Origin of the sequence: Streptomyces sp. NPDC059906 (assembly GCF_042730645.1) — a bacterium.
Lineage (GTDB): Bacteria > Actinomycetota > Actinomycetes > Streptomycetales > Streptomycetaceae > Streptomyces > Streptomyces rubrogriseus.
In genome coordinates, this window is record NZ_JBHWKU010000003.1 from 61,501 (window position 1) to 86,713 (window position 25,213).

General features: G+C 73.6%; 23 protein-coding genes and 1 pseudogene. 10 read left to right on the forward strand and 14 right to left on the reverse strand.

Features of this window, described 5'->3' with window-relative positions; genetic code table 11:
* Positions 1–74 precede the first annotated feature (74 nt).
* Positions 75–1,356: pseudogene (locus tag ACFV9J_RS05695) on the forward strand (MFS transporter).
* A 498-nt stretch (positions 1,357–1,854) separates the two neighbouring features.
* On the opposite strand, the gene ACFV9J_RS05700 reads toward ACFV9J_RS05695, so the two are convergent.
* The 4 genes from ACFV9J_RS05700 to ACFV9J_RS05715 all read right to left on the reverse strand — a co-directional run bounded on the left by ACFV9J_RS05700 (position 1,855) and on the right by ACFV9J_RS05715 (position 5,022).
* Positions 1,855–2,886, reverse strand: coding sequence for a hypothetical protein (locus ACFV9J_RS05700; protein ID WP_385350314.1), 1,032 nt, complete (start codon positions 2,884–2,886; stop codon positions 1,855–1,857).
* Positions 2,887–3,045: 159 nt separating this feature from the next.
* Positions 3,046–3,474 carry a VOC family protein gene (locus tag ACFV9J_RS05705; RefSeq protein ID WP_385350316.1) on the reverse strand — a complete coding sequence of 143 codons (429 nt, stop codon included), beginning with the start codon at positions 3,472–3,474 and terminating at the stop codon, positions 3,046–3,048.
* Between the two features lie 110 nt (positions 3,475–3,584).
* Positions 3,585–4,007: a PPOX class F420-dependent oxidoreductase gene (locus tag ACFV9J_RS05710; protein WP_385350319.1), complete on the reverse strand. Its 423-nt coding sequence runs from the start codon at positions 4,005–4,007 to the stop codon at positions 3,585–3,587.
* Positions 4,008–4,131: 124 nt separating this feature from the next.
* On the reverse strand, positions 4,132–5,022 hold the full coding sequence (locus ACFV9J_RS05715; protein WP_385350321.1) for an NAD(P)-dependent oxidoreductase: 891 nt from the start codon (positions 5,020–5,022) through the stop codon (positions 4,132–4,134).
* A gap of 132 nt (positions 5,023–5,154) precedes the next feature.
* Here ACFV9J_RS05715 and ACFV9J_RS05720 point away from each other — a divergent pair, with 132 nt between their 5' ends.
* Positions 5,155–5,619: a type II toxin-antitoxin system PemK/MazF family toxin gene (locus ACFV9J_RS05720; protein ID WP_003977950.1), complete on the forward strand. Its 465-nt coding sequence runs from the start codon at positions 5,155–5,157 to the stop codon at positions 5,617–5,619.
* Here ACFV9J_RS05720 and ACFV9J_RS05725 read toward each other — a convergent pair.
* Positions 5,604–6,443: a TIGR02452 family protein gene (locus tag ACFV9J_RS05725; protein WP_385350326.1), complete on the reverse strand. Its 840-nt coding sequence runs from the start codon at positions 6,441–6,443 to the stop codon at positions 5,604–5,606. The two genes, ACFV9J_RS05720 and ACFV9J_RS05725, sit on opposite strands and share 16 nt — an antisense overlap.
* Before the next feature lie 286 nt (positions 6,444–6,729).
* On the opposite strand from ACFV9J_RS05725, the gene egtA reads away from it, so the two are divergent.
* From egtA to egtD, 4 genes are read left to right on the forward strand one after another with little or no spacing between them, the layout of a single operon-like run.
* The gene (egtA, locus tag ACFV9J_RS05730) at positions 6,730–8,031 is read left to right on the forward strand and encodes an ergothioneine biosynthesis glutamate--cysteine ligase EgtA (RefSeq protein ID WP_385350329.1); all 1,302 of its coding nucleotides are present in this window, start codon (positions 6,730–6,732) and stop codon (positions 8,029–8,031) included.
* Entirely contained in the window at positions 8,028–9,368 is a 1,341-nt protein-coding gene (egtB, locus tag ACFV9J_RS05735) for an ergothioneine biosynthesis protein EgtB (RefSeq protein ID WP_385350331.1), read from the forward strand. The genes egtA and egtB overlap by 4 nt, the downstream gene beginning before the upstream one ends.
* On the forward strand, positions 9,368–10,183 hold the full coding sequence (gene egtC, locus ACFV9J_RS05740; protein ID WP_385350334.1) for an ergothioneine biosynthesis protein EgtC: 816 nt from the start codon (positions 9,368–9,370) through the stop codon (positions 10,181–10,183). Before egtB ends, egtC begins: the two co-directional genes overlap by 1 nt.
* Positions 10,180–11,151 (forward strand): L-histidine N(alpha)-methyltransferase, encoded by a 972-nt coding sequence (egtD, locus tag ACFV9J_RS05745; protein WP_385350337.1) that lies wholly within the window; start codon positions 10,180–10,182, stop codon positions 11,149–11,151. Before egtC ends, egtD begins: the two co-directional genes overlap by 4 nt.
* Positions 11,152–11,190: 39 nt before the next feature.
* Here the strand turns inward: egtD and ACFV9J_RS05750 are convergent, their stop codons facing one another.
* Positions 11,191–12,459, reverse strand: a complete 1,269-nt coding sequence (locus ACFV9J_RS05750) for an extracellular solute-binding protein (RefSeq protein ID WP_385350340.1) — start codon at positions 12,457–12,459, stop codon at positions 11,191–11,193.
* A gap of 251 nt (positions 12,460–12,710) precedes the next feature.
* Here ACFV9J_RS05750 and ACFV9J_RS05755 point away from each other — a divergent pair, with 251 nt between their 5' ends.
* Positions 12,711–12,926 carry a dodecin gene (locus ACFV9J_RS05755; RefSeq protein ID WP_016325534.1) on the forward strand — a complete coding sequence of 72 codons (216 nt, stop codon included), beginning with the start codon at positions 12,711–12,713 and terminating at the stop codon, positions 12,924–12,926.
* A gap of 33 nt (positions 12,927–12,959) precedes the next feature.
* On the opposite strand, the gene ACFV9J_RS05760 is transcribed toward ACFV9J_RS05755, so the two are convergent.
* Positions 12,960–13,451 carry a hypothetical protein gene (locus tag ACFV9J_RS05760; protein ID WP_385350343.1) on the reverse strand — a complete coding sequence of 164 codons (492 nt, stop codon included), beginning with the start codon at positions 13,449–13,451 and terminating at the stop codon, positions 12,960–12,962.
* A 57-nt stretch (positions 13,452–13,508) separates the two neighbouring features.
* Between ACFV9J_RS05760 and ACFV9J_RS05765 the strand changes: the two genes are divergently transcribed.
* Positions 13,509–14,528, forward strand: coding sequence for an LLM class flavin-dependent oxidoreductase (locus tag ACFV9J_RS05765; RefSeq protein WP_385350346.1), 1,020 nt, complete (start codon positions 13,509–13,511; stop codon positions 14,526–14,528).
* 40 nt (positions 14,529–14,568) lie between these two features.
* The gene (locus tag ACFV9J_RS05770; protein WP_385350349.1) at positions 14,569–16,914 is read left to right on the forward strand and encodes an ATP-binding cassette domain-containing protein; all 2,346 of its coding nucleotides are present in this window, start codon (positions 14,569–14,571) and stop codon (positions 16,912–16,914) included.
* 45 nt (positions 16,915–16,959) lie between these two features.
* Here ACFV9J_RS05770 and ACFV9J_RS05775 read toward each other — a convergent pair whose 3' ends face one another.
* From ACFV9J_RS05775 to ACFV9J_RS05800, 6 genes are all read right to left on the reverse strand, one after another.
* The gene (locus tag ACFV9J_RS05775) at positions 16,960–17,931 is read right to left on the reverse strand and encodes a DUF2382 domain-containing protein (protein ID WP_385350352.1); all 972 of its coding nucleotides are present in this window, start codon (positions 17,929–17,931) and stop codon (positions 16,960–16,962) included.
* A gap of 72 nt (positions 17,932–18,003) precedes the next feature.
* Positions 18,004–18,831, reverse strand: coding sequence for a lysophospholipid acyltransferase family protein (locus tag ACFV9J_RS05780; RefSeq protein ID WP_385350355.1), 828 nt, complete (start codon positions 18,829–18,831; stop codon positions 18,004–18,006).
* Positions 18,831–19,601: a GNAT family N-acetyltransferase gene (locus tag ACFV9J_RS05785; RefSeq protein WP_385350358.1), complete on the reverse strand. Its 771-nt coding sequence runs from the start codon at positions 19,599–19,601 to the stop codon at positions 18,831–18,833. Before ACFV9J_RS05785 ends, ACFV9J_RS05780 begins: the two co-directional genes overlap by 1 nt.
* 205 nt (positions 19,602–19,806) lie before the next feature.
* Entirely contained in the window at positions 19,807–20,553 is a 747-nt protein-coding gene (locus ACFV9J_RS05790) for a succinate dehydrogenase/fumarate reductase iron-sulfur subunit (protein ID WP_385350361.1), read from the reverse strand.
* Positions 20,550–22,499 (reverse strand): fumarate reductase/succinate dehydrogenase flavoprotein subunit, encoded by a 1,950-nt coding sequence (locus tag ACFV9J_RS05795; protein ID WP_385350363.1) that lies wholly within the window; start codon positions 22,497–22,499, stop codon positions 20,550–20,552. The genes ACFV9J_RS05790 and ACFV9J_RS05795 overlap by 4 nt, the downstream gene beginning before the upstream one ends.
* A 1-nt stretch (position 22,500) precedes the next feature.
* Positions 22,501–23,172: a succinate dehydrogenase gene (locus ACFV9J_RS05800; RefSeq protein ID WP_385351307.1), complete on the reverse strand. Its 672-nt coding sequence runs from the start codon at positions 23,170–23,172 to the stop codon at positions 22,501–22,503.
* A gap of 131 nt (positions 23,173–23,303) precedes the next feature.
* On the opposite strand from ACFV9J_RS05800, the gene ACFV9J_RS05805 reads away from it, so the two are divergent.
* Positions 23,304–24,188 carry a LysR family transcriptional regulator gene (locus ACFV9J_RS05805; protein ID WP_003977934.1) on the forward strand — a complete coding sequence of 295 codons (885 nt, stop codon included), beginning with the start codon at positions 23,304–23,306 and terminating at the stop codon, positions 24,186–24,188.
* Between the two features lie 31 nt (positions 24,189–24,219).
* Here the strand turns inward: ACFV9J_RS05805 and ACFV9J_RS05810 are convergent, their stop codons facing one another.
* Entirely contained in the window at positions 24,220–25,119 is a 900-nt protein-coding gene (locus tag ACFV9J_RS05810) for an NAD(P)H-binding protein (protein WP_385350368.1), read from the reverse strand.
* Between the last annotated feature and the right edge of the window lie 94 nt (positions 25,120–25,213).

Here is a 25,213-nt window from a genome sequence, read left to right on the forward strand (position 1 = left end):
GGGCATGTGCACAACGATCGGTTGTACGTGCCGACCGGCCGGTTGTTTGATCCGCCCGGCCCCGGCTCGCTTGGATGTCGGGCGTGACGGAGTCGGGTGTGGTCGAGTCGGACGTGGTGGGCGGCGGGTCGTTGGGGCGGGGGTTCGGATGGCTGTGGGGTGCGTACGCGGTCAGCACGTTCGGCACCCGGCTCGCCTTCGACGCCTTTCCGTTGATCGCGGTCATGGTGCTGGACGCCGGTCCGGCACGGGTGGCGGCGCTCTCGGCGGTCGGCCTCGCGGTGGGCGCGGTGGTGGCCGTGCCGCTCGGGCCGTGGGTGGAGTTCCGGCGCAAGCGGCCCGTGATGATCGCGACGGACCTGCTGCGCTGCGCGGTACTGCTGAGCGTGCCGCTCGCGTACGCCCTCGGCCGGCTCGGTTTCGCCCAGTTGCTGGTCGTGTCGGTCGTCGTCGCCGCGGCCGACATCACGTTCAGGGCCGCGGCCGGTTCCTGTCTCAAGGCGCTGGTGCGAGGGCCGGACCTGCTGCGGGCCAACGGCCGGTTCGAGGCGACGACCTGGACCGCGGCCATGCTCGGACCTCCGGTCGGCGGGGCCGCGATCGGGCTCTTCGGCCCGGTGGTGACGGTGGCGGCCGACGCGGTCAGCCATCTCTTCTCGGCGCTGGGCATCCGCGCGATCGGGGGTGGGGAGCCGCACCCGCGGCGCGCGGCGGCGAGCCGGCTGCGCGCCGGTGACCTGCTGGACGGCTGGCGGTACGTGCTCGCCTCACCGGCCCTGCGCCCGCTGTTCCTCAACACGGTCCTGGTCAACGGTCTGATCATGGCGACGGCACCGCTGCTGGCCGTGCTCATGCTGGGCGACCTGGGCTTCGCCCCCTGGCAGTACGCGCTCGCCTTCGCCGTGCCGTGCCTCGGCGGGCTGGTCGGCTCGCGCATGGCCGGACCGCTCGTGGCCCGCTTCGGGGAGCACCGGGTGCTGGTGACCAGCGGCGTGCTGCGGGTGTGCTGGCCCGTGGGGCTGGCCTTCGTCGGTCCGGGGACCGGGGGGGGTGGTGCTGGTGATGGCCGTCGAGTTCGGACTGATCGCGTCCGTGGGCGTGTACAACCCGGTGTACGCCACCCGTCGGCTGGAGCTGACGCCCGCGGACCGGGTGGCGCGCACGCTGTCGGCCTGGACGGTCAGCGGGAAGCTGACGACCGCCGCACTGACCGCGCTGTGGGGTCTGCTGGCCGGCCTGACCGGGACGCGTACGGCGGTCGCGCTCGCGGGCGTGCTGCTCCTGGCGACCCCGCTGCTGCTGCCGCGACAGCCCCACACGTCCACTCCCACCCCGCCCCGGCCCGCCGCCGACTGAGACCCCACGGTCACGCTCCTGCCGCCGCCCCGACACCGGCCGGGCAAGCACCGAAAGCCCCGGCGAACCGGACCCGCCAGCCCGTGCGCCACGCCCCACCCGGCGCAACACCCGTCGCGCCCGGCCCCGAACCCCGCCGACCGGACGCGAAGGCCCGTCGGACTCCCACCCCGCACACCGCTCCGACACGTCCGCACCCAGGCCCGGGCAAACAACCGAGGGCCCCGGCCAACCGGGCCCGACGCCCGGGCGCCACACACGACCCCGACGGGACACCCGGCCCTGCCCGGCCCCGGACCGGCGCGCCGAACACGAAAGCCATCAGTCACCCCGGCCCTCACGCCCGCGCCGACCCGACCGCACCCAGGTCGGGAGGCCGATGGCCCGGCGAACCGGGTACGACAGCCGGTGCGCCACACACGACTCCGTCGGGACACCCGTCCCTGCCCGGCCCCGGACCAGCCCGTCGAGCGCGAGAGAAGACCGGGCTCCCGTCCCTCAAGCCCGCGGCGACGCGTCCGCGCGCAGGTCGGGGAAGCGTCGGCGGGCCTCGGCGAACAGGGCCGGGTAGTCGGTGCCGTGGGTGACCGCGGCGGCGAAGAGGGCGCCGAGCGCGGCGCGCAGGGGGTCCGGGTCCGCGGCGGCGCGCAGGGCGGGCAGGGCCAGGGCGCGGCACAGCGGGGCGCCCTGGCCCGCGCCGGGCGGGTCGGGCGCGGTGAGGGCGGTGCGGGCGTCGGTGAAGAAGCGGTCCCAGGCCCGCCGGGGATCGTCGAACGGGGGCGGCAGGGGCTCTCCCCGGTCCAGCGCGGCCAGCGCGGGCGCGATCCAGTCGACGCCGTCCAGTCCGGCGGCGGTGAGGGCCCGGCGGGCGGCCCAGCGGGCGAGGCCGCGCTGGGTGGCCGGGCACGCCGCGTCGACGGCGTCGAGCAGCTCCCGGTCCAGCGGTACCAGCCCGCGGGCGTCGGCACCGGCCTCCCGCACCCGTCGGCTGGGCAACCGGCCGCCCCAGGACCGGATCTCGGCGCGCTCCCGCTCGGTCCGCGCCCCCGGAACGGGCGGCTCCAGGGCGCGCGCGTAGCGGTGCCGGTGTGCGGCGCTGCGCGAGGTCTGCCGGACCACCCGGTCCGCGGTGGGCGGGGCCGGCCAGAACTGCAGCAGGTACTGGCCGACCGGTCCCGCGTCCCGGGCCGTGGCGGGCCCGCCCCCCGCACCGCCGTCCATGCCTCGCCCGCAGTAGCGCACCCGGTGGTCGGCGGGCGGCAGGGCCCATTCGCACAGTGCGCCGCGGCCGCAGGGCAGGACGGCGGTCGAGGCGGTCAGCGGGCGGAAGGACGCCTCCACCACGTCCTCCCAGCGGTCCTCGAGGGGCGGCGCGGCGCCGTGCACCTCGACGGTCAGGGCGATCTTCCCGCTGCTCAGGCCCGTGCAGAGGAAGAGGCAGCCCGGGACGGCCGCGCCGCACAGACCGTTGGTCTGCCCGGCGCAGGCCTCCGAAGGCACCGGTGCCCACGGCTCGCGACGGCTGTCCACGTGGAACCGCCCGTGGACGACCGGTAGTTCACCCCTGTACACCGTCCGCATCCGCACGGCCAGTCCCCCCTCGCATCCGGCACTTCGAGGCCACCAGTATGCGGAGGGGGTCTGACAAACGGTCCCGGCCGTGGCCGGTGACGGCCTCGGGGACGCCGGTCAGCAGGCCCCGGGCACGTCCTCGGTGACGCCGTTCAGCGGCGAGGCCGGGTCGCTGCCGTAGGGGCGGGTGAAGGCCTCCATGCCGTGCCCGGACGGGTCGGTGAAGTACACGCCCCGGCCGCCGTCGTTGCGGTTGATCCGGCGCGGGTGCCGGCCGGGCGGGTCGGCCTGGATGGGGATCCGGCCCGCGACGAGGCGGGCGAGGATGCCGTCGAACTCGTCCTCGGAGACGAGGAACGCGTAGTGCTGCACGGGGATGTCGATGTCGACGGTGGCGAAATCGAGGGTGACGCCGTTGGCGGTCGTCACGGGCAGGAACATTCCGGCCGGTTCGCCGACCTCGAGACCGAGGATTCCGGCGACGAAGCGGGCGGACTTCTCCCTGTCCTGGGAGAGAACGATGGTGTGGTTGAACTCGACTGACACGGGGCAATGCCTCCACGGGCATCTCCGCGGCGCCTCCATGCCTCACCCGGACGGTGACCGACACGCGATGCCGCGCGACGATCATACGCCCCGGGTCCGCCCGCCGTCCGTCAGCCCGACTGGGAACTGTCCTTCAGCTCCCCCCAGCCGTGCCAGCGCTCCACCTCGATCCAGGCGCTGACCCGGGGACGCTCCCGGTTCGGGTACGGGTTGCCCGTGTAGTGCCGGGCGAGACGGTCGATGCCGGAGAGGTCCTCGTCGTCGCGCATCTCGGCGACGCGGCCGATGAGGGTGACGTGGGTGTACCAGTCGTCGGCCGAGAGGACGGTGAGGGTGACGCGCGGGTCGCGGCGCAGGTGTCCCAGGCGCACGCGGCCCGCGTCGAGGTTGATCAGCACCCGGCCGTCGTCGTCCCACGCGTACCAGGTGGGCGTGGAGACGGGGGCGCCGTCCTGGCGGAGGGTGGCCATGACGCACGGGTTGGGGCGGCGCAGCAGTTCGACGGCCTCGGGCGGCAGCGGCGGCTTCGACATGCGGACTCCTCGCGGTGTGGTGTGGTGTGGTGTGGTGTGGTGTGGTGTGGTCCGGCACCGGGTCCGGACGCCGGTGTCGGTGCGGGTGCCGGGGTGTCTCGTGCACCCGGTACCCCGGGTGGGCTCAGTCGCTCGCCTTCTCCTCGAAACTGGCGAAGTAGGCCGCCGCCATGTCCTCGTCGCCGTGTCCCTGGGCGGCGGCCCGGGCGAAGCGCTGCGCACCGGCCGCGGCGAGGTCCAGCCGGACGCCGTTCGCCTCGCCGGCCTCGACGATCAGGCGGGCGTCCTTCTCGGCGGTGGCGACAGCGAACTGGGCCGGCCTCAGCGCGCCGTCGCGGATCAGGCCGGCCTTGGCCCGCAGGTAGCCCATGTCGAGCGGACCACCGGCGATGGCGTCGAAGAAGGTGTCCGGGTCGACGCCCAGGGCCTTGGCGAGCGAGAGGGTCTCGCCGCCGGCGTTGGTGACGGCGAGGACCCAGCTGTTGGCGACCAGTTTCAGCCGGGTGGCGCTGCCGGCCGCGCCGTCCTCGCCGGTCCACACGGTGCGCGAGCCGACGGCGTCGAACACGGGGGCCACGGTGTCCCGCGCCTCGCCCGGACCCGCCGCCAGCACCAGCAGTTGACCGGCCTCGGCGGGCTGCCGGGTGCCGAGGACGGGGGCGTCGAAGAAGACGAGGCCCCGCTCGTGGGCGTAGGCGGCCAGGTCGGCGACCGCGTCGACGCCCGCGGTGGTGGACTGCGCCCACACGGTGCCGGGCCGCAGGCCGGGCTCGGCCCGCCGCATGACGTCGAGGGCGGCCGGGCCGTCGTAGAGCATCGTCAGGACGACGTCGGCGCCGCGTACGGCCTCCTCCGGGCTGTCCGCGACGTGCGCGCCGTCGGCGGCCAGCGGCTCGGCCTTGTCCCGGCTGCGGTTCCAGACGCGGACGGCGTGTCCGGCGCGGGCGAGGTTGCGGGCCATCGCGGCACCCATGATGCCGGTGCCCAGGACGCTCACGGTGAGCTGGTCGGTCATGACGTCGCCTTCTGACTCGTACTGTCGCGTGTCGCCGGTGGCCGGGCTCCTGCGAGCCGGGCCCGGGGGCCAGCCTGCCACCGGACTCGGGTCCCCGCGCGTCCGCGCGGACCCGTCCCGTACGGTACGGCCGTGAACGCCTTCACCGACGACATCGACAGCAACGGCGAGACCGCCCCGGGCCGTTACGGACCCGCCGCCACCACCGAGGCCGACCCGCGGGAGGTGGGCCGGGTACGGACGGAGTACTCCCCCGCGCACGACGGCGATCCCGATCCCGGCGAGATCGTCTGGACGTGGGTGCCCTATGAGGAGGCGGACGGCCGCGGCAAGGACCGGCCCGTGCTCGTGGTGGCCCGGGAGGCCGCCGGGACGGTGCTGGCCGTGCAGTTGTCCAGCAGGCGGCACGACGGGGACCGGGAGTGGGTGCCGATCGGCAGCGGGCCCTGGGACCGCTCCGGGCGGGATTCCTGGGTCGACGTGGACCGGGTGCTGCGGCTGCACGACGCGGGGATGCGCCGCGAGGCGTGCGCTCTGGACCGGATGCGCTTCGACCTCGTACGGCAGCGGCTGCGGGAGCGCTACGGCTGGAGCTGACCGGGACGGCCGGCGCCCTCCGGGAAGGCACGCTCGAAGGCCGCCCGGACGGTGGCGCCCGGGGTGCGGTCCAGGATGCCGAAGGCCACCCGTTCGAAGGCGCCGGCGAACCGCCCGCCGGGCCCGAGCAGTGACCGGAACGCGCCCGCCACCTGGGCGGGGTCGTTGCGGAACACGCCGCAGCCCCAGGCCCCGAGGACCAGCCGCCGGTACCCGTGGGCCGCGGCCGTCTCCAGCACCCGCTCGGCGCGCCCGGTGAGGGCGGCGGGCAGGCCGGCGGCCCGCTCCGGGGCCGTGCGCAGCACCACGCCCGCGTTGGGCGCGGCGGCGGTGAGGAACCCGGCCGTGAACGGCTCGTCCAGCAGGCGGCCCCGGTCGTCCCGGAAGACGGGTACGCCGGGCGAGTGGACGACGCGGTCCGTGTAGAACGGGTCGCGGTGGGCGCGGTGGTGGTCGTAGAACTCGCGCGCCCGCAGCAGGCAGGTGTACAGGGCGGAGGCCCGGCACAGGGCCTCCTCCTGGGCCTGGGCGCCGCCCAGGTAGCCGCCGCCGGGGTTGCGCGCGGAGGCGAAGTTGAGCACGGCGACCTCGCCGCCGAGGCGGCGGGCGGCCTCCAGGCTGCTCTCGCCGGTGACCTCGAAGACCGTGCGCGCCCCGGCCGCAACGGACACCTCGACGGGCCCCGGCCCGTACATCCGCGTACCGTCCTGGGCCGCCCCGACCGCCGTCGCAAGGGGCACCTCACGCCCGTCGGACGCGCGGTAGGACCCGGCCGCGACGATCTGCTCCGTCTGCTGTGCGATGCCCCGCAGGCGCGCGCTCACGGCGCCACCCCCGTGGACGCCGTGACCGCGCGCGGTGCGGTCTCCCCCGTCGTGCTCATGCGGGAATCCTGGGTGATGCTGAGGGTGCGGTGCAACGGAGTTTCCCGACCGGCGTACGACGTGGAAAGCCCTCGGAAACGGGCGGATCGCGGAGATTACCGAGCGGGAACGTCCCGAAATGCATCCTTGTGCGGAGCGGCACGAGGGTCTTGGGTGGGACGAGTGTGCCGGCCCGGCCCACCGCAGAGGGGCCGGCGGCATGGTGGAATCTCAGGAGGATCCCGACATGTCCGATTCGGTTGGTGGCTGTATCCGGCCCCGTACCGCGGTCAGTGAGGCCGAGGTCGAGGCGCTGGTCCGCGGCATCTGCTTCAAGACCGGTCCGCCCAGGCTCCTCGGCGTCGAGGTGGAATGGCTCGTCCACGAGCTGCGCGCGCCGCGGCTCCCCGTGTCACCCGAACGGCTCCGTGCGGTGTACACCGCGCTGCGGGCCGTGCCCCTGAGGTCGGCGCTGACCGTCGAACCCGGCGGCCAGCTGGAGCTGAGTTCGCTCCCCGCCGCCTCGCTGACGGAGTGCGTCCGCTCCGTTGCCGCCGATCTGGAAGCCGTCCGCGCCGTGCTGCGCGAGGACGGCCTCGCCCTGGTCGGCCTCGGCCACGATCCCTGGCAGCCGCCGCGCCGCTACCTGCGGCAGCCGCGCTACGACGCCATGGAGTCCTGTCTCGACCGCACCGGCCCCGGTGGCCGCTTCATGATGTGCGCCTCCGCCTCGGTGCAGGTGTGCGTGGACGCCGGGCACGAGGAGCCTGGGCCACTGGGGTACGTGCGCCGGTGGTGGCTGGCCCATCATCTGGGCGCGGTCCTGCTGGCCGCGTTCGCCAACTCCCCGCTGTCCGGCGGGCGCCCCACCGGCTGGCGGTCCACCCGGCAGCTGCGGTGGGCGCAGATCGGCGCCGGGCGGGCGGGCGGTCCCCCGCTGGACAGCGACCCGCGCGGCACCTGGGCGCGGCACGTGCTGGACGCCCCGGTGATGTGCGTGCGCCGAGACGGCGGCCCCTGGGACGTGCCGGAGGGCCTGACGCTGCGGGAGTGGACCCGCGAGCTGGTGCCCCGGCCGCCGACCCGGGAGGACCTCGACTACCACCTGACCACGCTCTTCCCGCCGGTGCGTCCGCGCGGCCACCTGGAGCTGCGGATGATCGACGCGCAGCCCGGGGACGACGGCTGGATCGTGCCGCTGGCGGTGACCGCCGCGCTGTTCGACGACCCCGAGGCCGGCGAGACCGCCTACCGGGCCGTCAAGCCCCTGGCGGAGCGCACCCTGGGCCTGCCCGCGCCGCACAATCCGCTGTACGAGGACGCGGCCCGTGACGCCCTCACCGATCTCGAGCTGCGCGAGGCCGCCGTCACGTGTTTCACGGCGGCACTCGCCGCGCTGCCCCGGCTCGGCGCGAGCACCGAGGTGACGGACGCCGTCGCCGCGTACCGGGAGCGCTACGTCCTGAGGGGCCGCTGCCCCGCCGACGATCTGCTGGACATGCCGGGCGGCGCGGACCGTGGCCCGCACGGGAGGGAGACCCGCTCATGACCGACCCCACTGACGCGACTGCGCCCACCACCGCCGAGGCCCTGCGTGAGCGGGCCCTGACCACGCTGGTCACCGCCCGCGAGCGCACCACGCTGCTCACCAGCTGCGTGGAGGGTCCCGACCTGACCGCCCAGGTGTCGCCGCTGATGTCCCCGCTGGTGTGGGACCTGGCGCACATCGGCAACCAGGAGGAGCAGTGGCTGCTGCGCGCGGTCGCCGGGCAGGAGGCGATACGCCCGGAGATCGACAGCCTGTACGACGCCTTCGAGCATCCGCGCTCCGAGCGGCCGAGCCTGCCCCTGCTGTCGCCCGCCGAGGCCCGCAGGTACGCGTCGGACGTGCGCGGGCGGGCCCTGGACGTGCTGGAGGCCACCGCGTTCGACGGGACGCGGCTGACGGAGGCGGGCTTCGCCTTCGGGATGATCGCCCAGCACGAGCAGCAGCACGACGAGACCATGCTGATCACGCACCAACTGCGCAAGGGGCCCCGCGTGCTGACCGCGCCCGACCCGGATCCGGCGCCGCTGTTCACCGGACCGGCCGAAGTCCTGGTGCCGGGCGGCCCGTTCACCATGGGCACCTCGACCGAGCCGTGGGCCCTGGACAACGAACGCCCCGCGCACCGGCGCGAGGTGGCGCCGTACTTCATCGACACCGTCCCGGTGACCAACGGCGCGTACCTGGCGTTCATCGACGACGGCGGCTACGACGACCCGCGCTGGTGGACGCCCGAGGGCTGGGACCACATCCGCCGGCACTCCATCGCCGCCCCGCTGTTCTGGCGCCGGGACGGCGGGCAGTGGCTGCGCCGCCGCTTCGGGGTGACCGAGGCGGTACCGGCCGACGAGCCGGTGCTCCACGTGTGCTGGTACGAGGCCGACGCGTACGCCCGCTGGGCCGGGCGCCGGCTGCCCACCGAGGCCGAGTGGGAGAAGGCCGCGCGGTACGACCCGGCCGGGGACCGCGCGATGCGCTATCCCTGGGGCGACGCCGACCCGGGCCCGGAGCACGCCAACCTCGGGCAGCGGCACCTGCGTCCGGCGCCCGCGGGCAGCTACCCGGCCGGTGAGTCGCCGCTCGGTGTACGGCAGTTGATCGGCGACGTCTGGGAGTGGACGTCGAGCGACTTCGCCCCGTACCCGGGCTTTCGGGCGTTCCCGTACAAGGAGTACTCGCAGGTGTTCTTCGGCCCCGAGTACAAGGTGCTGCGCGGGGGTTCCTTCGCCGTGGACGCGGTGGCCTGCCGGGGCACGTTCCGCAACTGGGACTATCCGATCAGGCGGCAGATCTTCTCCGGGTTCCGCACCGCCCGGTCGGCTTCCGCGCAGGCCGCCTGATGTGCCGTCACCTGGCCTACGTGGGCCCCGGCGAGCCGCTCGGCGACCTTCTCGTGACGCCGCCGCACGGTCTGTACCGCCAGTCGTGGGCGCCGCGGCACCAGCGGTACGGCACGGTCAACGCCGACGGGTTCGGCGTCGGCTGGTACGCCGAGGGCGACCCGGTGCCGGCCCGGTACCGGCGGGCCGGCCCGATCTGGGCGGACCGGTCCTTCGCCGACCTCGCCCGGGTGGTGCGGACCGGCGCGCTGCTCGCGGCGGTCCGGGACGCGACGCTGGCCGGCGCCGACGCGGAGGCGGCCGCGGCCCCGTTCGCCGCGGGGGCCTGGCTGTTCAGCCACAACGGCGCCGTGGCGGGCTGGCCCGCTTCGCTGGCTCCGGTGGCCGCGACGCTGCCGCCCGGTGAGCTGCTGTCGCTGGAGGCGCGCAACGACTCGGCGCTCGTGTGGGCGCTGGTCCTGGCCCGGCTGCGGGCCGGGGACGACGAGGGCCGGGCGCTGGCCGAGACGGTGCTGGAGGTCGCCGCGGCGGCCCCGGCCTCCCGGCTCAACCTGCTCCTCACCAACGGCTCCACCGTCACCGCCACCACCTGGGGCGACACCCTGTGGTACCTGTCCCGCCCGGGTGGCGGCACGGTCGTCGCCTCCGAACCGTACGACGACGACCCCCGCTGGCAGGAGGTCCCCGACCGCACCCTGCTCACTGCGAGCCGCACGGACGTGCGACTCACCCCGCTCAAGGACCCGGGCGGGACCACCGCGCCCGGCCTCGGCCCGACCGACGCTTTCGTCTCTGCGAAGGAGCCCCGCACGTGAGCCAGTTCCGTCTGACCCGGACGCTGCCCGAGGACGCCACGGACGCCGCCCTGCGCGCCGACGTCCTGGCGGGCCTGACGAGCACGCCCAAGTGGCTGCCGCCGAAGTGGTTCTACGACGCGCGGGGCAGCGAGCTGTTCGAGGCGATCACCGCGCTGCCCGAGTACTACCCGACCCGGGCCGAACGGGAGATCCTCGTCGACCGGGCCGGGGAGATCGCGGCGGCGACCGGTACCCGCACCCTGGTGGAGCTGGGTTCCGGCTCCTCGGAGAAGACCCGCGTGCTGCTCGACGCGCTCACCGAACGGAACGGGCTGCGCGGCTACGTGCCGGTCGACGTGAGCGAGAGCGCCCTCGTCCAGGCCGGGCAGGCGCTCGTCGCCGAGCGCCCCGGCCTCCGGGTGCACGCGCTGATCGCCGATTTCACGGGCGGGCTGACGCTGCCCGACACGCCGGGCCCCCGGCTGGTGGCGTTCCTCGGCGGCACGATCGGCAACCTGCTGCCCGAGGAACGCGCCGGGTTCCTGGCCTCCGTGCGCTCCCTGCTCTCCCCGGGCGACACCCTGTTGCTGGGCACCGACCTGGTCAAGGACGAAGGGGTGCTGGTCCGCGCCTACGACGACGCGGCCGGGGTGACGGGCGAGTTCAACAAGAACGTGCTGTCCGTGGTGAACCGCGAGCTGGAGGCCGACTTCGCGCCCGCGGCCTTCGATCACGTGGCGCTCTGGAACGCCGAACGGGAGTGGATCGAGATGCGGCTGCGCTCGCGCACCGCGCAGACCGTGAAGATCCAGGCGCTCGACCTGGCCGTGGACTTCGCGGACGGGGAGGAGTTGCGCACCGAGGTGTCCGCGAAGTTCCGGCGGGAGGGGGTGCGGGCCGAGCTGGCGGCGGCCGGTCTGGACCTGGCCCACTGGTGGACGGACGGCGAGGGCCGTTTCGCCCTGTCGCTGAGCGTGGCGCGCTGAGTCCGGGGCGCCGGCCCGCGCGCCCCCGGCACCCGCCGGTCAGCGCGTGTTGACGTCCAGCAGTTCGGTGATGCGGTCGGAGGCCTTCTGGGCCTCCGACTTCGCCTTCGCCCCCTTGAGCACGTTCGTCATGTACTCCTTGATCGGGTTGTCCGCCTCGACCGCGCCCCACCGGGGCGTACCGGGGGTCGCCCGGCCCTGTGCGGCGCCGGCCGCCATGGCCTCGATCCCCTCCTCGCCGGAGACGTCCTTGGCGAGCGACTTCTTGTTGGGGACGTAGTTCATGGTGCGGGCCAGGTCGGTGTTCCACTTGGTGCTCACCAGCGCCTCGACCACGGCACGGGCGCCGTCCTCCTGGTCGGTGTTCTTCGGGACGACGAGGTCGGAGCCGCCGGTGAAGACGGCGCCGGGCTTGTCGGCGCTCTTGCCGGGCACGGGGAAGAAGCCGATCCTGCCCTTGAGTTCGGGGTTCTCCCGCAGGATGGACTGGGCCTGGCCCGGCACCGCGATGATCTGCGCGACCTGTCCCTTCGCGAAGACCCCGGCCTGCGGCGGGTGTTCCTCGTCGGCGTCGACCGGGCCGTCGCCCAGGGCCTGCAGTTCGCGGTAGAAGTCCATGCCGCGCAGGGCCGCCGCGGAGTCCAGGGCGCCCGTCCAGACGCCGCCCTCGCCGTCCTGGGTGGCGAGTTCGCCGCCCTCGTCCCAGATGAATCCGGAGAGCGTGTACCAGTCCTGCCCGGCCAGGTAGATGCCCTGGTCGCCGTTCTTGTCGAGCTTCTCCGTGGCGTCGAGCCACTCCTCGCGGGTGCGGGGCGGCTCGCCCACGCCGGCCTGCTCGAAGAGATCCTTGCGGTAGATCACCACGCGGTTGGCTGCGTACCAGGGGATGCCGAACTGCTGGGACATCCACTGCCCCGGTTCGGCGAGGCCCGGCAGCCAGTCACGGATGCCCCAGTCGCGCATCGACTCCAGGGTCAGGTCCTGCAGCCGGCCGCCCTCCGCGTACTGCGGGACCTGGGTGTTGCCGACCTCGACGACGTCGGGGCCGTCCGTGCCGTCGGCCTTCAGCGCGGCCTGCACCTTGTCGCCGATTCCGGTCCACTCCTGGATGCGGATGTCCAGGTCGAGGTCGGGGTGGTCGGCCTCGAAGCCCTCGGTGAACCGCTTCAGGAAGTCCTGCGAGGCACTGTCCTTCATCAGCCACACGGTGACGGTGTGCCGCTCGCTCCCGCCGTCCTGCGAGATCAGGCCGCAGCCGCTGAGCACGGTGGCGGACACACAGACAAGGGCGAGGAGGCGACGTCTCACGAGGGGTCCTTCTGACTGACGAACAGAGGGCGCGGGCAGGTGTGTCCTGCACACGCGAAGGGAGACCCGACGTGGGGGACGAGCCCGAGGCTCGAACGGGTGTCTGGGATTTTGGTATGGACCATTACAAAGGTCAAGGGGAGGTACCGGAGGGTTTCCACCCCGGCGGCCGATGCCTCGCGCTCCGTCCCGTCTTGGGGCACGGTGGAGTGACGCAGGGCACACCGCTGCCCCGTGGAAGGGAGCCCCGCATGTCGAACCACACCTACCGGGTCACCGAGGTCGTCGGCACCTCGCCCGACGGCGTCGACCAGGCCGTCCGCAACGCCGTCACGCGCGCCTCGCAGACCCTGCGCAAGCTGGACTGGTTCGAGGTGACGCAGGTCCGCGGCCAGATCGAGGACGGGCAGGTCGCGCACTGGCAGGTCGGGCTCAAGCTCGGCTTCCGCCTGGAGGAGTCCGACTGACGTCCCCGGGGCGCCCTTCGGCGACCACGTCCGTCAGGTGCGGCCCTCGCGCTCCTGCGCCACGCGCAGCTCGGCCGACCGGGCCGCCCAGCGTGCCCGGAGCACGGGGAAGCCGGCCCGTTCGGCGTCGTCGCAGACCAACTCGTCGTCGTCCACCAGGACCCGGACCTCGCGGGTCCGCGCGAGCCGCCGCAAAATCTCCAGCTTGGTGCGCCGGGCGGGCCTGCGGTCGGCGTTGCCGCGCATGTGCACGGCAACGTCCGGCAGGCCGTGCGCGGCCAGCCAGTTGAGCGTGTCGCGCCGGCAGCGCTCGGGCCGTCCGGTGAGGTAGACGACCTCGCACTCCTTCGCGCGCTCCCGCACCAGCGCGATGCCCTCCGCGAGCGGCGGATCGTGCGGCGCGGCGGCGAAGAAGGCGGCCCAGTCACGGGGCCTGCGCTCCAGGAACCGCTGCCGGTGCGCGGTGTCGGCGAGGGTGTTGTCCAGGTCGAACACGGCCACCGGGGGCCTGCTGCTGTCGCTCACCCGCCCACCCTAGGGCGCCGCCGGGAATCTGTGCGGCCTGCGGACGTTGAAGACGGTGTGACCTCCGCACTCGCCACCACCCGCTTCTCCGTCCTCGACCGCTCCCGCATCCGGGCGGGCCGCAGCGCCGGGGAGGCGCTGCGCGACACCGTGGACTTGGCCCGGGAGGCGGAGCGGCTCGGCTACCACCGGTTCTGGGTGGCGGAGCACCACGGCGTGCCCGGAGTGGCCGGCTCGGCGCCGACCGTCCTCGCGGCCGCCGTGGCCGGGGCCACGAGCCGTCTCCGCGTCGGCACCGGGGGCGTGATGCTGCCCAACCACCGGCCGCTGGTGGTCGCCGAGCAGTTCGGCGTGCTGGAGTCGCTCTTCCCCGGCCGGATCGACATGGGGCTCGGCCGCTCGGTGGGCTTCACCGACGGCGTCCGCAGGGCGCTGGGCCGGGAGAAGGACGACGCCGAGGACTTCGACGCGCAACTGGCCGAGCTGCTCGGCTGGTTCCGGGGGACCTCGCCCACGGGCGTGCACGCACGCCCCGCGGAGGGGCTGACCGTACCGCCGTTCGTGCTGGCCATGGGCGAGGGCGCGGCCGTCGCCGCCCGTGCGGGCCTGCCGATGGTCATCGGGGACCTGCGCGACCGGGACCGGATGCGCCGCGGCATCGACCGCTACCGTGCCGCCTTCCGCCCCTCCCAGTGGGGCGCGGAGCCGTACGTCGTCGTCTCCGGCACCGTCGCGGTGGCCGCCACGCCCGAGGCGGCCCGGCGGCTCCTGGTCCCGGAGGCGTGGTCCATGGCCGAGGCCCGCACGCGGGGCTCCTTCCCGCCGCTGCCGACGGCCGAGGAGGTCGAGGCCCGGACGATGACCGCGAAGGAACGCGACCTGTACGAGGGCGGTCTCGGCGGCCACATCACCGGCACCGAGGAGCAGGTCGCCGAGGAACTGGAGACGCTCGTGAAGGAGACGGGCGCACAGGAGGTGCTGGTCACCACCAGCACCTACGACCGTGCCGCGCTGCTCGACTCCTACCGGCGGCTCGCCCGTGTCACCGGCAGGGGACCGCTCGGCACCCCGGCGTAGAATCGCGGGGTTTGTCCCACCCACGGTACGGAGCCCCGCGATGCACAGCCCCCACGACCCGTACGTCCGGGTGCGCGACGCCCGCGAGCACAACCTCAAGGGCGTCGACGTGGACGTCCCCCGGGACGTGCTGGCGGTGTTCACGGGCGTCTCCGGGTCGGGGAAGTCGTCGCTGGCCTTCGGGACGGTCTACGCGGAGGCGCAGCGGCGCTACTTCGAGTCGGTCGCGCCCTACGCCCGGCGGCTGATCCACCAGGTCGGCGCGCCCAAGGTCGGCGGGATCACCGGGCTGCCGCCCGCCGTCTCGCTCCAGCAGCGGCGGGCGACGCCGACCTCCCGCTCCTCGGTGGGGACGGTCACCAACCTCTCCAACTCCCTGCGGATGCTCTTCTCCCGCGCCGGCACGTACCCGCCGGGCGCCGAGCGCCTGGACTCCGACGCGTTCTCGCCGAACACCGCGGCCGGGGCCTGCCCGGAGTGCCACGGGCTCGGCCGGGTGCACCGCACGACCGAGGAACTGCTGGTCCCGGACCCGTCGCTGTCGGTCCGGGACGGGGCGATCGCCGCCTGGCCGGGCGCGTGGCAGGGCAAGAACCTGCGGGACGTCCTCGACGCGCTCGGGTACGACGTGGACCGGCCCTGGCGCGAGCTGCCCGCCGAGGCGCGGGAGTGGATCCTGTTCACCGACGAGCAGCCGGTGGTCACGGTCCACCCGGTGCGGGACGCGGGCCGCATCCAGCGGCCGTACCAGGGCACGTACACGAGTGCCCGGCGCTACGTGCTGAAGACGTTCGCGGACTCGAAGAGCGCCACGCTGCGGGCGAGGGCGGAGCGCTTCCTGACCAGCGCGCCCTGCCCGGTGTGCGGCGGCGGCAGGCTGCGGGCCGAGGCGCTCGCGGTGACCGTCGGCGGCCGCACCGTCGCCGAGCTGGCCGCGCTGCCGCTCGCCGAGCTGCCCGGCCTGCTGCCGACCGAGGGCGAGACGGCCAAGGTGCTGACCGAGGACCTCACCTCCCGGATCGCGCCCGTCATGGAGCTGGGGCTCGGCTATCTGAGCCTGGACCGGCCCACCCCCACCCTGTCGGCGGGCGAGTTGCAGCGGCTGCGCCTCGCGACCCAGCTGCGCTCCGGGCTGTTCGGCGTCGTGTACGTCCTCGACGAGCCCTCGGCGGGACTGCACCCGGCGGACACGGAGGCGCTCCTGACGGTGCTCGAACGGCTGAAGGCGGCCGGCAACTCGGTGTTCGTGGTGGAGCACCACCTCGGTGTGATGCGCGGCGCCGACTGGATCGTGGACGTCGGTCCGCTGGCCGGGGAGCACGGCGGGCGGGTGCTGTACAGCGGCCCGGTCGACGGACTGGCCCGCGTCGCGGAGTCCGCCACCGCCCGCCACCTCTTCGACCACTCCCCCGCGCCCGCCCGCGAGCGGCGCACCCCGCGCGGCACCGTGACGGTCGGTCCGGTGACCCGGCACAACCTGCGCGGGGTGACCGCGCGGTTCCCGCTCGGGGTGCTGACCGCGGTGACGGGCGTGTCAGGGTCGGGGAAGTCGACGCTGGTCGGCGAGGTCACGCAGGACCTGGCGGGGGTGGACCGGCTGGTCTCGGTCGACCAGCGGCCGATCGGCCGCACCCCGCGCTCCAACCTGGCCACCTACACGGGCCTGTTCGACGTCGTGCGCAAGGTCTTCGCCGGCACCGACCGGGCGCGGGAGCGCGGTTACGGCGTGGCCCGGTTCTCCTTCAACGTCCCGGGAGGGCGCTGCGAGACCTGCCAGGGCGAGGGTTTCGTCAGCGTCGAGCTGCTGTTCCTGCCGAGTACGTACGCGCCGTGCCCGGACTGCGGCGGGGCGCGCTACAACCCTCGGACGCTCGAAGTGGCCTACCGGGGACGGAACATCGCCGAGGTGCTGGACCTGACGGTGGAGGGCGCGGCGGAGTTCTTCGCGGACACGCCGGTGGTGGCCCGCGCGCTGGCCGCCCTGCTGGACGTCGGTCTGGGCTACCTGCGGCTCGGCCAGCCCGCGACCGAGCTGTCCGGCGGCGAGGCGCAGCGCATCAAGCTGGCCGGCGAGCTGCAGCGGGGCCGTCGCGGCCACACCCTGTACCTGCTCGACGAGCCCACGACCGGTCTGCACCCGGCCGACGTCGAGGTGCTGATGCGCCAGTTGCACACTCTGGTGGACGCCGGGCACACGGTGATCGTGGTCGAGCACGACATGAGCGTGGTGGCGGGGTCCGACCACGTGATCGACCTGGGGCCGGGCGGCGGGGACGCGGGCGGCCGGATCGTCGCCGCGGGCTCGCCGGCCGAGGTGGCGCGCGCCCGGGAGAGCGCCACCGCGCCCTATCTGGCGCGGGCCCTGGACGGCGGGAAGCGCCGGTGAAGTCCGTTCACCGGCGCACGGTCCCGCGTCGACGACGGGGGACGGTCACTCGCGGCCCCGCCGCTTGCCGCCCCGGCCCGTCTCGTCCTCCGTGAAGGACTCGGTCTCGGCCTCGATGCGCTCCTTGCGGACCTGGCCGCGCACCGTCTCGTTCTCCGTGAGCTCCTCCGTGGTCATCCGGACCCGCTCCACCGGCACCGTCTCCGTCTCCACGACGGGGCGTTCCGCGTACAGCGTGACCTCGTGCTCGGCCTCGCTGATCTCCGGCCCGGCCAGGGCCTCGTCACGGTTGGCGTCCGTGATGGGCTCGCGCACCACGCGCACTTCCTCGTGGGTCACCGGAACGGTCTGCTGGACCTCTTCCGTCACCACGTACTTGCGCAGCCTGGCCCGGCCCGACTCGTGCCGTTCGACGCCGATGTGCATCTGCTCCTCGGAGCGGGTCATGGCCTCGTCGCCGCGCATGCCCTCGCGTGCCATGGCGTCCTTGCGGCCGGTCATGCCGCCCGCGGTCCCGGCGGTCCCGGCGGTGCCGCCGGTACCGGCCGCAGCGCGCATGTCCTTCCCGCCGGCCTCGCCGGTCCGGCCGGCCACGCCCGCCGCACCCGCCGCACCGGCGGCTCCGGCCGCGCCCGCCGTGCCCGTTCCCGCGGCGGAGCGGCCGTCGTCGGTGCGCTCGGCCTCGGACAGCACGCTGTCCCAGTTGATGCCGTAGTAGTCGTAGAGCCGGTGCTCCTCGGTCTCCGACAGATGGCCGCCCGCGTCGACGTCGACAGAGGGCGCGCCCTTGACCTGGTCCTTGCCGTAGGGAACCTCGAGGTGGTCCTGCACCAGTGCGGCGTCCCGGATGGGCACGAAGGACTCGGTGGAGCCGAACATGCCCGTCTTGACGCTCACCCACTCGGGGCGCCCGGTCATGTCGTCGAAGAAGACATGCTTCGCGTCGCCGATCTTGTTGCCGTCACCGTCGTAGACCGGTTGGTCCAGGACGTTGGCGATCTCTTCACGGGTGATCATCTGCCATCACCCTCCTTTCGAGTGCCTGCCTTCCGGTTGTCCGCATCCAGCGGTATGGAAACGGCACAAACCTCACAAAGCACACATACTTTTCGAAGGTGCTTTCCCCTGGTCACCGTGGACCGCGTCCTCGACGGCCCGGGCCAGGGCGCGGCGGTCACGGTGGCGGCCGTGCGGTACGACGGGCCGGACCTCCACCTCGGCGGTCAGTCCGCGCGCCGACGCCACCCGCCACAGGGAGGCGAGCAGCGTGTCCACGCCGACGAACGCGGGCGCCGTGCTCACCCTCCGCTCCCCGGCCCGGTAGCGGATCCGGACCGGCTGGACCGGCACGGCGGCGTCCAGTGCGGCCTGGAACACCGCCCGGCGGAAGGGTCCGTGGGCCCGTCCGCACCACGTGCTGCCCTCGGGGAAGGCGGCCACGGCGGCGCCCGCGCGCAGGGCCCGCGCGATCGCGTCGACCGTGTCCGGCAGGGCCCGCGGCCGGTCCCGTTCGATGAACAGCACCCCGGCGCGCGCCGTCGGCCCGCCCGCCACGGGCCAGCGCCGGATCTCGCTCTTGGCCAGCATCCTCGCGGGGCGTACGGCGGCCAGCAGCGGGATGTCGAGCCAGGAGACGTGGTTGGCGACGAGGAGCAGCCCGCCCCGGGGGACGGCGGCCCCCGTGACGCGGACCCGGACGCCCGCGGCCCGCACCACCCACCGGCACCAGCGCCGCACCATGGCCGCGGGCAGCCTGCGCCGCAGGCCGGAGGGGGCCAGCACGACGGCGATCCCGGCGAGGAGCAGCACGGCGACCGCGGTGAGGCGCAGCACGGCGCGCGGTACGGCCGCCGCGGCCCGGGTCCGTTCCACGCACGCGGCGGGCGTGCAGGGCGCCAGGGGCAGCCAGCCGCTCATCAGGCCGGTGCCAGCGAGAGGAAGTGCCGCAGGTAACGCGGGTCGACCCGGTTCATCGGCAGCAGCACGTACAGGTCCGCGACGCCGAAGTCCACGTCGTGCGCGGGCTCCCCGCAGACCCAGGCGCCGAGCCGGAGGTAGCCGCGCAGCAGCGCCGGCAGTTCGGTGCGGGCGGCGGGCGCCGCCGGGCGGGGGACCCACGGCAGCAGCGGCCGTACCCGGTACTCCTCGGGCGCCAGGTGCTTGGTCCGCACCCGGTCCCAGGCTCCGGCGGCCAGCGCACCGCCGTCGGCGAGCGGGAGTGAGCAGCAACCCGCCAGCCAGGCGTGGCCGCGGTCGGTCATGTAGCGGGCTATGCCGGCCCAGACGAGTCCGATGACGGCGCCGTCGCGGTGGTCGGGGTGCACACAGGACCGGCCGACCTCGACCAGGGAGGGCCGGATCGCGTCCAGGGAGGTGAGGTCGAACTCGCCCTCCGCGTACAGCCGTCCGGCGACCGACGCGCGCTCCGGCGGCAGCAACCGGTAGGTTCCGACGACCTGTCCGGTCGTCTCCTCGCGCACGAGCAGGTGGTCGCAGTACGCGTCGAAGGGGTCGGCGTCGTATCCGGGCTCGGCGCTCGCCAGCAGTGCTCCCATCTCCCCGGCGAACACGTCGTGCCGCAGCCGCTGCGCGGCCCGTACGTCGTCCTCGTCGCGGGCGAGGGCGACGGTGTAGCGGTGGGGAGCGGCGGGCTTCGGGGGACGGTCCGCGGTCAGTACGCCGGTCATGGGTGCTCTCCTGGTCGTGAGAACGGTGGTGGTGGGGACGGCTCCGCCACAGTTCTCCCGACGTCGGCTGTACTGCACATGACGACTGCCGGGAGCCCGGATGTGCGCTTCCTGAATGCCGGGAGCAGAAGCGAGACGGGGCCGAGGGGAGCACCTCCCTCGACCCCGCCCGTCCGCACCTTGTCGGCGAACGTTCACTGAACCCCTACCGCTGCACCTTCCGTGCGGCCCGCAGCCACTCCTTGTTCATGCTGGTGATGGACATCAGCGGGATGCCCTTCGGGCACGCGGTCGCGCACTCTCCGGTGAGCGTGCACCCACCGAACCCCTCCGCGTCCATCTGCCCCACCATGTCGAGCACCCGTGTCTCGCGCTCGGGCGCGCCCTGCGGCAGGACGCCCAGGTGGTTCACCTTCGCGGAAGTGAACAGCATCGCCGCTCCGTTGGGGCAGGCCGCCACGCACGCGCCGCAGCCGATGCACTCCGCGTGCTCGAAGGCAAGGTCGGCGTCCGGCTTCGGCACCGGCGTGGCATGCGCCTCCGGCGCGGCCCCGGTGGGCGCGGTGATGTAGCCGCCGGCCTGGATGATCCGGTCGAAGGCGGAACGGTCGACGACCAGGTCCTTGACGACCGGGAAGGCGGAGGCCCGCCACGGCTCGATGTCGATGCTGTCGCCGTCCTGGAAGGACCGCATGTGCAGTTGGCAGGTGGTGGTGCGCTCGGGGCCGTGGGCGTCGCCGTTGATGACCAGCGAGCAGGCGCCGCAGATGCCCTCGCGGCAGTCGTGGTCGAAGGCGACCGGGTCCTCGCCCTTGAGGATGAGCTCCTCGTTGAGGGTGTCGAGCATCTCCAGGAAGGACATGTCGCTGGAGATGCCGTCCACCTCGTACGTGGACATGGCGCCGTCGGCGTCGGCGTTCTTCTGCCGCCAGACGCGCAGGGTGAGCTTCATGCGTAGCTCCGCTGGGTGGGGTGGACGTACTCGAAGACCAGGTCTTCCTTGTGCAGGGCGGGGGCGTCGCCGGTGCCGGTGAACTCCCAGGCGGCGGCGTAGCCGAACTCGTCGTCCCGGCGGGCCGCCTCGCCGTCGGGGGTCTGGGACTCCTCGCGGAAGTGGCCGCCGCAGGACTCGGCGCGGTGCAGCGCGTCGAGGCACATCAGCTCGGCGAGTTCCAGGTAGTCGACGATGCGGTTGGCCTTCTCCAGCGACTGGTTGAACTCCTCGCCGGTGCCGGGGACCTTGATGCGCCGCCAGAACTCCTCGCGGATCTGCGGGATGCGCTCCAGGGCCTTGCGCAGGCCGGAGTCGGTGCGGGCCATGCCGCAGAACTCCCACATCAGCTCGCCCAGTTCCCGGTGGAAGGAGTCCGGGGTGCGGTCGCCGTCCACGGACAGCAGCAGGTTCAGCCGGTCCTCGGTCTCGGCCAGCACCTCCTGCACCACCGGGTGGTCGTCGTCCACGTCGTCCTTGTGGGGGTTGCGGGCGAGGTAGTCGTTGATGGTGGCCGGCAGGACGAAGTAGCCGTCGGCCAGGCCCTGCATCAGCGCGGAGGCGCCGAGCCGGTTGGCGCCGTGGTCGGAGAAGTTGGCCTCGCCGACCGCGAACAGGCCGGGGACGGTGGTCTGGAGGTCGTAGTCGACCCACAGTCCGCCCATCGTGTAGTGCACCGCCGGGTAGATCCGCATGGGCACCCGGTACGGGTCCTCGTCGGTGATCCGCTGGTACATGTCGAAGAGGTTGCCGTACTTGGCCTCCACCGCCTTGCGCCCCATGCGCTCGATGGCGTCGGCGAAGTCCAGGTAGACGCCCTGGCCGCCGGGGCCCACTCCCCTGCCCTCGTCGCAGACGTTCTTCGCGGCGCGGGAGGCGATGTCACGCGGGACCAGGTTGCCGAAGGACGGGTAGACGCGCTCCAGGTAGTAGTCGCGCTCGTCCTCGGGGATCTTGTTGGCGGGCCGGTCGTCGCCCTTGGCCTTCGGCACCCAGATCCGGCCGTCGTTGCGCAGCGACTCGCTCATCAGGGTCAGCTTGGACTGGTGTTCGCCGGTGCGCGGGATGCAGGTCGGGTGGATCTGCGTGAAGCAGGGGTTGGCGAAGTAGGCACCCCGCCGGTGCGCCCGCCAGATCGCGGTCGCGTTGGAGTTCATGGCGTTGGTGGAGAGGTAGAAGACGTTGCCGTAGCCGCCGCTGGCCAGGACGACGGCGTCCGCGTAGTAGGTGTCGATCTTCCCGGTGATCAGGTCGCGGGCGACGATGCCGCGGGCCCGGCCGTCCACGACGATCAGGTCGAGCATCTCGGTGCGGGCGTGCATCTCGATGTTTCCGGCCGCGATCTGCCTGCTGAGCGCCTGGTAGGCGCCGAGCAGGAGCTGCTGGCCCGTCTGGCCGCGGGCGTAGAAGGTGCGGGAGACCTGCACGCCGCCGAAGGAGCGGGTGTCGAGCAGACCGCCGTACTCGCGGGCGAAGGGCACGCCCTGGGCCACGCACTGGTCGATGATCTCGACGGAGATCTGCGCGAGGCGGTGCACGTTGGACTCGCGGGAGCGGAAGTCGCCGCCCTTGACGGTGTCGTAGAACAGGCGGTGGATCGAGTCGCCGTCGTTGCGGTAGTTCTTCGCGGCGTTGATGCCGCCCTGGGCGGCGATGGAGTGGGCGCGGCGCGGGGAGTCCTGGTAGCAGAACTGGACGACGTGGTAGCCCTGTTCGGCCAGCGTCGCGCCCGCGGAGCCGCCCGCGAGGCCGGTGCCGACGACGATGACGGTCTTCCCGCGCCGGTTGGCGGGGTTGACCAGCTTCGCCTCGAAACGGCGGGTGTCCCAGCGCTCGTTGACGGGTCCGGCCGGGGCCTTGGTGTCGGCGACCGGCTCGCCGGTCGTGTAGTCGGCGTAGGTTGTCATGTCAGCTCACCACTTTGGTCATGACGCCCACGGGTACGGCGACGAAGCCGATCGTGAGCAGCAGCGCGAGGACGTTCGCGGTCGTCTTCAGGGCCCGGTCGCGGGTGCGGCTGCCGGCGCCGAGGGTCTGGGCCGCGCTCCAGAAGCCGTGCCGGATGTGCAGGCCGAGGGCGAGCATCGCGACGATGTAGATGACGTTGCCGTACCAGGTGGAGAAGGTGTCCACGACGTTCTGGTAGGGCTTGCCCGTCTCGAAGCCGCCCGAGTGCACGGTGCCGGTGGTCAGGTCGAGGATGTGCCAGACGATGAACAGGCCGAGGATGATCCCGCCCCAGCGCATGGTGCGCGTCGCGTAGCTGGAACGGGCCTTTTTGTGCACGTACTTGCTGGGCCGCGCCTTGATGTCGCGGCGGCTGAGCTGGTACGCGGAGACGGCGTGGGCGACGACGGCGACCACCAGCACGACGCGGATCAGCCAGAGCGTCCACTCGTAGTGCATGAACGGCTCGCCGACCGTGCGCAGCCAGTGGGCGTAGTGGTTGAACTCCTCGGCCCCGAAGTAGATCTTCAGGTTCCCGATCATGTGGGCGACCAGGTAGAGCAGCATGACGAGACCACTGAGGGCCATCACTGTCTTCTTGCCGACGGTCGAGTCCCACACGGTGCGCGCCATGGACGGCCGTCGGTCCGTCCGCGTTGCCAGAGCCATGTCACAGGACGTTACGGGGCCGGTGCCCCATCGGTCCAAGACATGGAACGCCTGGTTTCCATAGGGCTTGCCTATCGACGTCGTATGCTCGCGGTATGCAGTTGCAACAGCTCCAGTACTTCGTGGCGGTCGCCGAGACCCGGCACTTCACCCGGGCCGCCGAGGTGGTCCACGTGGCGCAGCCCTCGCTGTCGCAGCAGATCAAGGCGCTGGAGCGGGAGCTGGGCGCCGACCTGTTCCTGCGGGCGCGCGGGAACATCACGCTCACCGACGCCGGGGAGGCGCTGCTGCCGCTGGCCCGGCGCATCCTGGCGGACGCGGACACCGCCCGGCACGAGGTGCTGGAGCTGGCGCAGCTGCGCCGGGGCCGGGTCCGGCTGGGCGCCACCCCGAGCCTGTGCACCGGCCTGCTCCCGGACGTGCTGCGTGCCTTCCACGACCGCTATCCCGGCATCCAGTTGCTGATCGAGGAGGGCGGTTCGCACGACCTGGTGCGCGAGCTGGCACGCGGTGCGCTGGACCTCGCCCTGGTCGTGCTGCCGCTGCCCACCGCGTCACCGGCGCTGACCACGGTGGAGCTGCTGCGGGAGGACCTGGTGGTGGTGTCCTCCCCGGAGTCGCCCCGGCCGGGCGGCGGGCGCCGTGCCGTGCGCATCACCGACCTGGAGGGCGAGCGTCTGGTGATGTTCCGGCACGGCTACGACCTGCGGGAGCTGACCGTGGCCGCGTGCCGCTCGGCCGGGTTCGAACCGGACTTCGCCGTGGAGGGCGGGGAGATGGACGCGGTGCTGGGTTTCGTGCGGGCCGGGCTCGGCATGGCGGTCGTGCCGCGGATGGTGGCCGCCCGCTCCGGACGCGGACTGCGGGTGACCCCGCTGGCCCGGCCCGGCCTGTACCGGACGATCGCCCTGGCGCACCGCAGCGACGTGGCTCCGCCGCGGGCGGCGCGGGAGCTGCAGCGGATGCTGCTGGAGCGGTGAAGGCCTCCGGCTCGGGGGCTCGGTTCCGCCGTCAGGCGAGCGTGGCCGGCCTGAGGACCTCCTCGCACCAGCGGCGGAAGCTCGTGGGCGCGGTGTCCGGGGTGCTGGGCTCGGCCGCGCCGTAGAAGCCCTGTGCGTCCATCGCCGAGGCCATGTCGGCCAGACCCTGGGCCCCGCTCTCGCTCGCCCCGAACCGCAGGGCGGACGCCTTGTAGGCCTCCGGGGTGGTCTCCCGTACCCGTACCGGACGGCCCAGTACGTCGGACAGCACCTCGGCCATGCCCTCCGGGGTGAGGTCGTCGGGGCCGACGAGCGGGACGTCGGCGCGGCCGGTCCAGGAGTCGTCGAGGAGCAGACGGGCGGCGGTGGCGGCGATGTCGGCGGTGGCGCAGGTGCGCAGGACGCGGTCGGCGGCGTACGCCATGCGGAACTCGCCGGTGTCGCGCAGGGCGGCCGCCTGCCCGAGCAGGTTCTCCATCAGGAAGGGCGGGCACAGGGCCCGGTAGTGGACGCCCGTGGCGGCGATCCGGTCGTCCATGGCGAGCGAGGCGGAGACCGGTCCGGCGTCCTTCGCCACGCCGCGTCCGAGGGTGGAGACGGCGAGGATCCGTGCCACGCCCCGCCGCGCGATCACCTCGCACAGTGGCAGCGTGAAGTCCCGGAAGTGGTCCTCGACGCTGTCGGCGCCGGGCGCGGGCGGCACCAGCCAGAACACCTGGTCGGCACCCTCGCAGGCCGCGCCCAGGACCTCGGGGTCGGCGTGCGAGCCCTGGAACACCTGGGCCCGCTCCCGGGCCCAGGCGCTGAGCCGGCCCGGATCGCGGGCGATGACGCGCAGGGCGGTCCCGTCGTCCCGGGCGCCGAGGGCGTCCAGGACGTTGTCGAGGACCTGTCGGCCGATTCCGCCGGTCGGGGTGGTGATGACGATCACGAGCACAACTCCGGTTCAGGGAGGGAGAGGAGAGGGTGCGCGCCGGGCGGGAAGCCTGCTGCCGTTCGCTCTCCGGCGCTCTCCCATCCTGTTC